General features: G+C 38.8%; 6 protein-coding genes. 4 read left to right on the top strand and 2 right to left on the bottom strand.

Features of this window, described 5'->3' with window-relative positions; translation table 11 throughout:
• The 4 genes from U0839_RS06950 to U0839_RS06935 form a co-directional block, all read left to right on the top strand.
• Positions 1 to 567 (top strand): YetF domain-containing protein (locus tag U0839_RS06950; RefSeq protein ID WP_196424075.1); only part of this gene is annotated, 567 nt, incomplete at its 5' end.
• A 92-nt stretch (positions 568 to 659) separates the two neighbouring features.
• A complete protein-coding gene (locus tag U0839_RS06945) occupies positions 660 to 5,549 on the top strand; it encodes an MG2 domain-containing protein (protein ID WP_413550360.1) in 4,890 nt (1,629 codons plus the stop codon).
• Positions 5,550 to 5,634: 85 nt separating this feature from the next.
• Positions 5,635 to 7,965 carry a peptidoglycan glycosyltransferase PbpC gene (gene pbpC / locus U0839_RS06940; RefSeq protein ID WP_196424807.1) on the top strand — a complete coding sequence of 777 codons (2,331 nt, stop codon included), beginning with the start codon at positions 5,635 to 5,637 and terminating at the stop codon, positions 7,963 to 7,965.
• Between the two features lie 182 nt (positions 7,966 to 8,147).
• Positions 8,148 to 9,695 carry a hypothetical protein gene (locus U0839_RS06935; RefSeq protein ID WP_413550359.1) on the top strand — a complete coding sequence of 516 codons (1,548 nt, stop codon included), beginning with the start codon at positions 8,148 to 8,150 and terminating at the stop codon, positions 9,693 to 9,695.
• A 98-nt stretch (positions 9,696 to 9,793) separates the two neighbouring features.
• On the opposite strand, the gene U0839_RS06930 is transcribed toward U0839_RS06935, so the two are convergent.
• Positions 9,794 to 11,065, bottom strand: a complete 1,272-nt coding sequence (locus U0839_RS06930) for an MFS transporter (RefSeq protein WP_230882712.1) — start codon at positions 11,063 to 11,065, stop codon at positions 9,794 to 9,796.
• Between the two features lie 88 nt (positions 11,066 to 11,153).
• Positions 11,154 to 12,197 (bottom strand): NAD(P)-dependent alcohol dehydrogenase, encoded by a 1,044-nt coding sequence (locus tag U0839_RS06925; RefSeq protein ID WP_155564797.1) that lies wholly within the window; start codon positions 12,195 to 12,197, stop codon positions 11,154 to 11,156.
• Between the last annotated feature and the right edge of the window lie 139 nt (positions 12,198 to 12,336).

Raw genomic sequence — 12,336 nt, 5'->3', positions numbered from 1 at the left:
ATGACCCCTATTGATCTGATTGGAAATTTTATATTGGGTGGAATAATTGGGGGGGTTATTTATACAGATAGTATTTCTCTGTCTCGTTATATTGTTGTCTTGATAATTGGCACTCTATTAATGCATTTTCTAAATTATATTGCCAAGAAATTTGATGTTTTCCGTGCCTTGGCCTTGGGTAACACGATTGTTTTTATTAAAAACGGTTCCTTATTAATGGATAATATCCAGGATAAAAAAAATAAAATTGATATTATCAATATTATGTCCAGTTTACATTCCAGAGGCATTGGTTCAATGCAGGAAATATATTATGCCCAAATTGAGCCTAATGGATCGTTGACTGTTAAAAACAAAGAGGAAAAGGATCCTTCCGTCATTTTAATCCTTGATAGCGAGATCAAGGATTGTCCATCCCATTTGTTGGATATAAGTCAAGATACGGTCCAGCATTTACTTGATAAATATTCCTTGAAACTGGAGGATGTTTATCTAGCCGAATACTACGATAAAAAGATCATGTTTGCTTTATATGACGGTAAAAGAATAACTATTCCATTTTATTGAGCATCTATAGTGCTATATAAATTAATTTGAATATTTAAGTTTTTGTTTTTTAGTTTGTTTTTGAAAAATGTTTTATTTTATTGGATTTTTAGATGTTTGAAAAACAAAGGTTCTTTGCCTTTTTTATATGTTTATTTATATGTAGTTTTTTTTTAAATTCATTATCTGTCAAAACTGTTTATGGAAATTCAAATGTTCAGAATTCGGGTAATGAACAAATTTTAAAGGTTGTTGACGTATCTGAAATAGACAGGGATGGTTGGGACTGTCTTGCGGTTACTTTTTCATCCCCCCTGAATGAAAACCAGAACTTTGAAGAGATATTGCATCTTTTTGATGCAAAAAAAGGAAAGGTGGATGGCGCCTGGATTTTATCTGAAGACCATCAGGAACTTATTTTTAATCATCTTGAGCCTAACCGGAAACTGGTTTTAACTGTTGATGCTGGATTAAAGGGTAAAGACGCAAAAATTCTCAGAAAAGAATATACGGCCAAAATCACAACAAACGATTTAAGTCCCAATATCAGCTTTGCCAGTCAGGGTTCTTTGTTTCCCGTAAGATTGGCCGAGGGTTTGCCTGTTATAACATTGAATGTAAATCAGGCAAATGTTGAATTCTTCAGAATAAAAAATGACCAGCTTGTCAATTTTTTTGAAGATAAGGAATCTTCCTCAATCTTGTCAAATGACATGATCTCGGCTTTGGTTGATAAGGCGGATCTGATATATACGGGTTCTTTTAAGCTAAATGTAGATAAAAATCATCGTCAGAAAATTTTACTGCCGATTTCTTCCATCAAACCTTTACAAAAAAAGGGTGTTTATTTTGCGGTTATGCGTTCCGCGGGAATGTATAATTACAGTTATCCTGTTACAGTGTTTACGATTTCTGATATTGGCATTTCCGTACATCGTTATCAGGATAATGATCAGGTCAGCGTTTTTACACAGTCTCTAGAAACGGGTGATGTCTTACCAAACGTAAATATCAGTGCTTTGGATAAAAAAGGGCATATCATTGCGACAGCTTTTTCAGATAAGGACGGTTATGCAAATTTGACAAATATGTCAAAAGCTAGAATTTTGCTGGCAACACAAAATGGTCAAACATCCTTTATCCAATTAAAGTCTCCAGCTTTGGATTTATCAGATTTTAAAATTGATGGAGATATCCAGCATGATTTACAGTTTTTCGTTTTTGGCCCCCGTGATTTGTATCGTCCGGGAGAAACCGTAATATTGAACGCTTTATTGAGGGATGCGGATGGGCAACCTGTTCAAAATATTCCAGTCAATGCTATTGTTTATAATGCAGAGGGAAAAAAGGCCCAAAATTTTGTTTGGAAAGCCTTAGAGACAGGATTTTATCAATATCAGTTAAAATTACCCGCCAATGCTGTAACAGGCAAATGGTCTGTCGTTGTGAAAGCGGGAAGGAAAGAATTGAATCAGTATCGATTTGCAGTTGAGGATTTTTTGCCTGAACGTATGGGTCTTACTTTACAATCGGAAAATCTGGAAAATTCGAAAAATAATGTGCCTCTGACCTCTCGGCAAGATTTGCATGTCAAGGCTAATGGCTGGTATTTGTATGGGGCGCCGGCCAGTCATAATCTTTTATCAGGTTCAATTACCATGCACTCATTGAGAAAAGCGGTTCCTCAATTAAGGGGATTTGAATTTGGTGATAGTCAAGAAAAAGGCCTTGATAAACGGATGGATTTTGACGAGATTCATCTGGATCAGCTAGGTTATGGCCAAATTAAAATGGCCAATCAATGGCAAGGGATCAGATCACCTGTTCAATTGATTACCGAGGCCAGCCTGTTTGAAACCGGAGGACGTCCAGTGGTGAGACATTTGACGCAATTTGTATGGCCAGCCAAGCAATTGGTTGGTATCCGGCCCCTTTTTGATTCGGTTACCTCGCATGACAAGCCAATTCGATTTGAGGTTGTCATGGCTGATTTCGAAGGGCATAAATTACCGGCAAAAAATTTAAAAGCAAGATTTGTTTATGAACGTCATGATTATTATTGGACATATTCTGATGATACAGGGTGGGACAGCCATTTTAATAAGAAAGATGTTATAGAGGATGAACAGCTTTTAAACATAGGCCAAAACAAAACAGCGATGCTGACATTTCCTTCCAAAGATTGGGGATCCTATCGATTGGAAGTGTTCAATCCAGATACCGGTTTGACATCCAGTTATTCTTTTGAAACGGGGGCAGTTGAAGAAGCGGGTTCAGAAGAGAATTTGCGTCCCGATCAGGTTAAGGTCATGCTGGATAAAACGGCTTACAAAGTTGGCGATATTGCCCGAATCACTTTGACCCCTCCTTCTGATGGCAAGGGTTATTTGGCGGTAGAATCATCAGGTCAGCTATTATGGCGGCAATCTATTCAGGCTTCTGCCAAAGGTTCAAGTTTTACCCTTCCCATTAATTCAAAATGGTTACGTCATGATGTATATATTACAACTTTGATTATTCGACCCGGTGACCGTAAGGTTGGCGCCACTCCAAAACGATCTGTGGGAATATTACACTTACCTCTTGATCGGCAGGATCGTAAGTTAAAACTTCAAATGAAAATGAATTCAAAAATCGAGCCTTTAACGGATCAGAAAGTTAAGGTCAAAGTTACGGATGCATATGGGAAACCTGTAAAGGATGCCGAGGTTTTGTTATCCGCCGTGGATACAGGTGTCTTAAATATTACGGATTACAAAACTCCAGATCCTTTCAGGGCTTTCTTTGATCGCAAAGCTTATAATGTTGATCAGTTAGATGTTTATGGCAAGTTAATCGAGGCAGGTCAAAACCCTTCGGCAAGTTTGGCTTTTGGTGGGGATGCAATGGTGAAGGGGGGGAAACTGCCTGATACCAAGATCAAGATTGTTACGTTACAACCCAAGCCTATTCATGTGAATGATCAGGGTGAAGCCGAGATTTCAATTACTGTTCCAGATTTTAACGGCGAATTAAGAATTATGGGGCAAGTTTGGACAGCTGGTCAATTTGGTATGGCAGAAAATAAAATAACAGTTGCCGCACCTATTGTTGCCGAGATGTCCACACCACGTTTCCTGGCAGGGGGTGATGAAACGGTTCTGGCACTTGATCTTACTAACATGACCAGACAGTCACAGGAATTATCTGTGCGTTTCAAGACAGAAGGATTTATTTTTGCAACGCATTCTGGGGATCAAGCTGTTATATTGGCACCAAATGAACGGAAAACATTAAAAATTCCTGTCCAGGCAAAAACAGGATCAGGAGAAGGAAAAATCAGGGTTGATGTTTCAGGAATTGTCTCCAACGGTAAAAAGCAAGTATTGAGCCGTTCATGGTCAATTGGAACACGCCCGCCTTATGCTGCTCAATTTATAATAGAACAGACTAAACTAAATAAAAAAAGTTGGCAGATATCACCATCGGTCTTGCATAATATCGGGATTTCAGGTCGTGAGGGGAGACTGAACATAAGTCCTTATCCACCCTTGAATTTATCCAGACAGATTGAGGATTTACAAACTTATCCCTATGAATGTGCCGAACAAACAACAAGTGGAATTTATCCTTTCCTCTATGTAAACGAGGATGTCTTAAAACAGCTTAACATTAAAAACAAGCTAACCGATCAACAGCGTCATGATGCGATTAATGCAGCGATTTTCCATATACTAACGATGCAGCGTTCAAATGGGGGATTTGGGTTATGGAGCAGTGACAGCCCAGAAGAATATTGGTTAACCGTTTATATCACGGATTTCCTTATTCAGGCACGGGACCGGGGTTATATGATTCCTGAAGATGCCTTGCAAAATGCCTTAAAACGTTTGTTAATATATGTTCAAAACGGCAATGAGATTGACCCTTATTACAGTCGTGACTTTAATGAATCGCGTTTTACGGTTCAAGCCTATGCTGGATATGTATTGGCACGAACAAAACAGGTACCTTTAGCCGCATTAAGAAATCTTTACAATCATCGTAAACAGGCACCATCAGGACTTTCTTTAATTCAGTTGTCAGCAGCATTAAAGCTAATGGGAGATGAGGGACGTTCTGCACAGACCTTAAATGAAGGTTTACATTATGGGCAACGTGTTCATGATTGGTGGATAGGAGATTATGGAAGTGATATTCGTGATAATGCGTTAATTCTTGCACTTTTACAGGATAATCATTTGGTCAGTGATGACGTTGTTATACAAAGGCTGTTTGCTTTAAGTCACCAAATTGAAGATAAAATATATTTGTCTACACAGGAAAAGAATGCAATTTTTCTGGCAGGATATCGCTATGTTTCAAAATCTGCTAAAAACTGGAAGGTTGAGGTCGACGTGGCAGGGAATCATTATAACCTGACAAACCAAAAATCTTTTTTGCAATTCAATGATCAGGAAATGAGACAGATCAATACGCTTCGCCTTGCCAGCAAAACGGGAGATGTTGATCTATATCCAAATCTCGGTTTATCTGGTTATCCGTTACAGGCTCCTGTACAGGTTCAGAAGAAGGAACTGAACATAGAAAGAGAATTTCTTGATATTTACGGTAATCCAGTGGATTTGAAAAATGTCAAAACGGGTGATCTTATATTGGTTAGAATTAAGATATTTTCGTTTTCAAGAATGCATGATGCCCTGGTGGTTGATTTCCTGCCCGCTGGATTTGAGCTGGAAAATCAAGATCTTTCAAATGTTTCTGTCAATTTGGAAAATGCAGGGGAGGTAATTAAAAAATCGCTTGAAAAAATGCAGGAAGCATCCATTCAACATCAAGAATATCGCGATGACCGTTATGTAGCCCAATTGAATCTTACAAATAAAACTGAACTGGTTTATTTGGCCCGTGCGGTGACACCTGGAAGGTATCACATACCATCGGCAACATTACAGTCGATGTATCAGCCAGGCCGGTTTGCAAGGACCAGTGGCAATATGACATTAATAGTTAAAGCACGTTAAAAAATTAATAAAAAGGTCATAATCAGGTGTGCATCAATATATGATGGTGTACGCCTTTTTTTTATTAGAATAAATGGTGTGTATAGTGCGTGTGATAGGTCAGATTTACCGAAAAGGGGTAATATTCTGTTTATTTATTTGCATTGGGTTATTTATAGCGGATAAAACCAACCCTCTTCCTTTACCAAATATCAGTTCTTCTCGTGTCGTTTTGGCAGAGGATGGAACGCCATTATGGCGTTTTACCAATCAAAAAGGGGTCTGGCGTTATCCTGTTACCATCCAACAGGTTTCTCCATATTATATTCAGGCTTTGTTAGCCTATGAAGATCGGTGGTTTTATCATCATCCCGGCATTAATCCTGTCGCTTTGGGCAGGGCTTTTGGACAAGATATTTATCATCATCATATCGTATCGGGTGGTAGTACGCTCTCAATGCAGGTTGCCCGTATTGTTGATCCCTGTCCCCATACTTATTTGGGAAAAATTGGGCAGATTTTCCGTGCGTTGCAACTTGAATGGCATTTGAATAAAGAACAGATTCTAACCATTTATCTAAATCATGTATCTTATGGGGGAATGGTAGAGGGTATTGCGGCGGCAAGTTGGACATATCTTGGTAAACCACCGGATCAACTTACCAAAGGAGAGGCAGCCTTGCTGGCTGTTCTACCACAAGCGCCCAGCCGTTTACGACCAGATCGTTATCCTGAGCGTGCCAAGAAGGCCCGTGACAAAGTTCTGGAGCGGCTGGCTCAATTCAAGGTATGGTCAAAGAGGGATATTGAGGAAATTAAAGGGGAAAATGTTTTATTAAGTGAACGTCAGATACCACAATTGGCTCCCTTATTGGCGAGACGATTATCATTTCAGAACAAAGATGCAGTCATCCATAGCACTATCAATATAGATATGCAACGTCATTTGGAGGAACTTCTTGAAAATTGGAAAAACCGTTTGCCACCGCATAATTCCGCTGCCATTTTGGTGGTGGATTCAGCGACAATGCAGGTTAAGGCCTATCTCGGCTCTGTAGATTTACAGGATAAACAGCGTTTTGGTTATGTGGACATGGTAACCGCTATCCGTTCACCCGGTTCAATATTAAAGCCTTTTCTTTATGGGTTGGCCATGGATGAAGGGCTTATCCATTCTGAATCCTTATTGCAGGATGTACCAAGACAATCTGGTCATTATAGGCCAGAGGATTTTTCTTCTTCATTTGTTGGACCCGTTTCAGTAAGCCAGGCATTGCGAAGGTCACTTAATTTACCAGCTGTACAAGTGTTGGAAGTTTATGGAGCCAGAAAATTCTATGGCAAATTAACAGGTGCCGGCATTGGATTAAAACTACCTCAAATGGTTGAACCAAATTTGGCAATTATTCTTGGCGGGATTGGCACGTCTTTGGAAAATGTTGTTACAGCTTATAGCGCGTTCGCAAGAAAGGGGAAGGTTGCAATGTTACGTTTCAAGAATAATGGATCCATGAGTGAACGGCCATTATTGTCTGAAGGTTCAGCCTGGGTTATTCGGAAAATTCTGGAAGGTGAAAGTCCATTGGACAGTAATTTTGATCGGCAGATTTTTCAGCAGGATCATTTGGCATGGAAAACAGGGACAAGTTACGGATATAGGGATGCTTGGGCTGTTGGCGTTGGCGGACATCATATAATGGGGGTCTGGATTGGAAGACCTGATGGAACACCTGTGGCAGGCCAATATGGAATAGCTTCCGCAACCCCCTTATTATTTCAAGTATATGATATGGTCAGAAACCAAGCTTCACAGACGTTTTCATATAGTATTAAAGATCATGAGCCGGCAACAGTAAGCGTTGCACAGATATGTTGGCCATCTGGACAGATATTGCCTGATAGGGATCAAAATTGCCGACAAAAAAGGACCGCATGGATTATAAACCATATAGTTCCACCCACTTTGGAAATGGCCGATCAACCGTTAGGAACGGGTATCAGCCAAACGGTATGGATCAATGAACGAGGATTCCAAGTATCGTCTGATTGTCCAGGAGCTATTGAAAAAAAAATTGATCTGTGGCCAATCGCACTTGAACCTTGGTTGCCCCTTACAGAACAGCGTCACAATCGTCTGCCCACACAGGATTTATCCTGTCCCTCCTTATCTTTGATGGAATCTTCTTCCTTGTCCATTATAGGTGTAAAAAACGGAGACCATTTACAGTTGCCTCCCAGCAATATGCATCCGTTAACTTTAAAATTATCTGCCCTTGGGGGTACAAAGAAAAAATGGTGGTTCCTAAATGGTTATCTTATTCAGGAAACTGATGGAAATCAAAGCTTTGATCATGTTTTTCATAATCATGGAAAGCAACAATTGACGGTAATGGATGAAATGGGAAAAACGGCTCTTGCTGAATTTACGTTGAATTAAAGGCATGAATTCATAGGATATACTATCAGGTAAAAAATAAATGGATTCATTGACAATTTGAAATCATATTTATGGCCTTGGTATAGATCATCTTCATTCAAGAAAATATCTTGTATCTTTTTCTATAATCGTGGAAAACAATTGTTATACACAAGTAATAATTTCAAAGAGAATTATTGGATATGTATCCGAATCATTTTAAAAAAAACAAGGCATCCATTATTTCATTCCTGTTTTTAATTTTATGTTTTGTATTATTTTTATATGAAAATATAAAGGGTTTAGGTTTTTTAAGATTTACAGACGAATCAGGTCATTTTGTAGGTGCACAAGCCATTCATAGAGGGGACAAACTTTACAGGGACTATATAGATTATCATGGTCCCGTAATTTATATGCTGACATGGATGATGGGATTAATTGTTGGTTTCTCAGAAGTATGGCTGTTGAGACTTATTTCTTCGTTTAGCGCAATGCTAGTTGCCCTGTGTTTATTTTTTTCCCCAATTTTTCATCATTTTTGGCAACGTTATCTTGTAACCGCTTTGTGGTTTGGTTTCATTTCAAGTGTCTGGCTTATACAGGGTTTATATCTTGATAATTATTGGACATTAGGTGGGTGTTTTGCAGCTATTGGTTTGGTCACTCTTGTTATTCCCATTATTTATGACATAAAGCCGTCACGGATACAGGCCTTTACAGGAGGATTTTTTATCACGCTTTTGCCTTTTATTGCCTATCCTTTTGTAATAACCGCCTTTATTTTATTTCTTGTTGTTATCAATGGAATTTGTATAGATCATAGAAAATATGTTTCGATATTCGCGACAAGTTTGTCGGGGTGTTTGACATCTATCATTATGATGCTTGTCTGGTTAGGTATATATGGGGATATAGGTGGAATGGTTGCCTTTCATTTCATCACCAACCAAATGAATTATGCACGATACATTCCTTTCAATTTAAGCAATTTTTTTCTAAGTTTGATCCCATCTTTTTCCTCTAATCATATTGTTGAAACATTTGCTTTATTTTCGTTTTGTTTTGGGGGGATTATCCTGGTTGCAAAAGGAAAATATAAAATAAGTGCATGTCTTGTATTGTGCGGGATTCTGGGTTTGCAGGCTCGAGGAAGTATCCTGTTTCAAAATGGTGCTTTCCTTATTGCTTCTGTAACCTTAATAATCGTTGCTTTTGTAAAATCAACGGAAGTTAAGCCGGATATTTCCCTGTTTTTCTCTGTCATTTCAACTTTTTGCATCTTTTTTATCATTGATCAATATGCAGTAACCTCTCCCAATATTTTAGACAAGCGACAACGTAATGCCTATCAATGGCATGCCTTTCGTGAAGGATATAATGAAGACACGAAAGCAATTTGGTTTTACGTTGATAAAAACGAAAGAATATTATCTATACCTTATAATCCAGATATTTATATTTTGGCTAACCGTTTGCCCATAAAAAAATATCACGCTTATTTACCATGGGAGACAGACTACGCTTCACATCCTTGGCACCATTATGAACGGGACCTTTGTAAAGATTTGCCTAAAAATAAGCCACCACTTATTTATTATGATCCATCAATAATATGGGGCAAATATATGCCAGATCAGTTCTTGAGTTGCGTATTGATAGTTTTGAAAAATGATTATACCCATATTGCAACGGATTCTTACATTTATGTTCGTAATGATCGTTATAGGGAAAAAGGTAAAATAAATTAGTCGTGTATTGTTTAACCATATTAGGGGTATTAACCTAATATGGTTATATTGTTATATAGCGTCCGGGTGATTGCTGATTGTTGTTACGTTAATTGTAATTAAAAAGGTTTATCAACACCGGGTTGTTTGAGGCGGATAAAATAGGTCATGATTGCCGCACAATAATATAAGAAACCAAAAATTATGAAGACGCTAAAATGTCCCAATCCTGTAAAAAGAATGAGAGAAACCAAAGCGGGTCCGCCAAAATTGCTTAGACCACCACCAAGATTTTGGATGGATACGGCTGCCCCTTTATGTTCAGGTGTTAACATTGGAAAAATGGCTCCCATTGGAACAAAGGCTGTAATGGTCAGGGCAAAAAACAGGATTCCGCATATGCTAGCCCATATATTTCCGGGAAACCAGACCGGAATAAAATAAAGCAGGATGGTTGCCGTTCCACATCCTATAAATCCCGCCCATCGCATTTGCTTTAACCAACCAATACGATCGCCGATAATGCCCCATAGAACATTGGTAAAAGGTTGGATTGGATATATACTAAGGCTGATAATTTTCCATTGTTCATCCGTAAAATGTCCACCATGTTCAGACGTGTAGAAAATAGGCATTACGACCGCAAGAATACCAAAAAGGGAAAAGTTACAGATTGCACGGGTTATGAGTGCAATTGACAGATCACGATTATAAAAAACGAGTGAGAGATCTTGGATAATACCTTTAAATTTGTGTTTGAATGAATGAATCTGATGATTTTTCTTTTCTATAACGGGCGCCTTGAGAAGGAAAAAGGCGATTGCACCACCTGCAGTTGCCCAGCCTATGGATTGCCATAAAGTGTTGATCTCGCCAAAGTAACGGACAGAATAAATCGGTAACAAATTTCCGAGAATGCCAAACCCTATGGTGAACATGGACCAGATCCACCCCACCGCCGAGGCAAGCTGGCTATCAGGGGTTTCTTTTACAACCCAATAGAAAAATGCATAAAAGAATAAGGGATAAGCAAAACCGCGTAGACCATAGAATAGCAACATCATGTAATAGTTATGAGGTATAACTCCGAAAAGCATAAAGGCTGCGTGAAAAACAATCCATGTAATGGCACCAACCATCATGATTTTTTTTGCACCAAATGTTTCAGCTAGAACGCCAGAAAGCCAGCTTGAAATTGCAGCGGTTAACCCATAAGCAGCAAAAATAAGGCTGACTTTTTTTTCTGCGAATCCCAGTGTAACAATGTATTTGGAAAGGAAATTCAGTTCAAGACCGTCGCCAATCATGAAAAGGGCAATGGCAATATACCCCCAAAACAGAGAGACTGGCATTCCCATCATCATACGTGATTTTGTTTGGATATTATTCATAAGTAATCTTTGAGCATGATAAGTTTATAAAAAAAGCCCGAATTGAATTGATTTCGGGCTTTGTATCGGAATAAAATTCAGAAGAATCTTATTCGGGCATTTCAATTTGCAATTTTACATCAGCAGGTTGTGCTGATGCGGCCCGTTCAAAAGCCTCGATACTTTTTGAGAATGGATAAACTCCAGAAATTAATGGCTTGATATCAATCTTTCCAGAAGCAATCAGATTAATGGTCCGGTCATAAACATGTGCATATCGAAATATTGTTTCCATATGTATTTCCTTTGCTTGTGCAGTAACAAGATCAAAGGGGATCTTGTCAACGGGCATCCCTACAAATACTATGGTTCCACCAGGGCGGACACAGGCCAATACGGTATCATAAGCGGAGGGATGTCCTGAAGCCTCAAAAACGACATCTGCCCCCCAGTCTTTACCGCATTCCGCCTTGACTCTTTCCTCTACGGATTCATTTTTCAAATTAATTGGGATAATGCCATGATATTGTTTGGCAATATCCAGTTTGGGTTGAGCAAGATCAGAGATGAAAACCTTGCTTGCGCCAGAGGCAAGTGCGGCAAGTGCGGTCAGAATGCCAATTGGACCACATCCTGTCACTAAACAGATATCGCCAGGTTTTAATCGGGCTTTTACGGCAGCCTGAACGCCAATGGCAAGAGGTTCAACAAAGGCACCTTCCTCGAAAGATACGTTGTCGGGCAGTTTAAATGTAAAAGCAGCGGGATGTACTACCGTTTCCGTTAAGCATCCATGAACGGGTGGGGTTGCCCAGAACACGACGTCAGGATCAACATTGTAAATACCGAGTTTTGTTGCGCGTGAGTGTGGATTGGGTATGCCGGGCTCCATACATACACGATCCCCAACCTTTAAATTTTCAACATTTTTGCCTGTCTTAATAACAATACCGGAAGCCTCGTGCCCGAGCACCATTGGTTGATTTATGATAAAAGGGCCAATTTTTCCATGTGTGTAGTAATGTACATCACTTCCACAAATACCAACATTACGTATTTTTATTTTAACGTCATTATCCCCTACTGTAGAGGGTAAATCAATGTTACGGATACTTAATTTGCCTTTTTCTTCAAGTACAAGAGCTTGAGCCATGAAATGTTCCTTACTGGAATAAATATATAAAATACACAATTATGTTACCAATATTCCGTAAGTATGAAAAATAACAAATGTGTTATTTCAAAGTAATTTCATTCTATTTATAAAAGATTGAAATAACAATTTTTAATAA

The organism is Commensalibacter sp. A3DC, from assembly GCF_047307945.1.
Lineage (GTDB): Bacteria > Pseudomonadota > Alphaproteobacteria > Acetobacterales > Acetobacteraceae > Commensalibacter > Commensalibacter melissae.
Note: the sequence above shows the minus strand (reverse complement) of the source record. Positions and strands in the feature narration are given on the sequence as shown.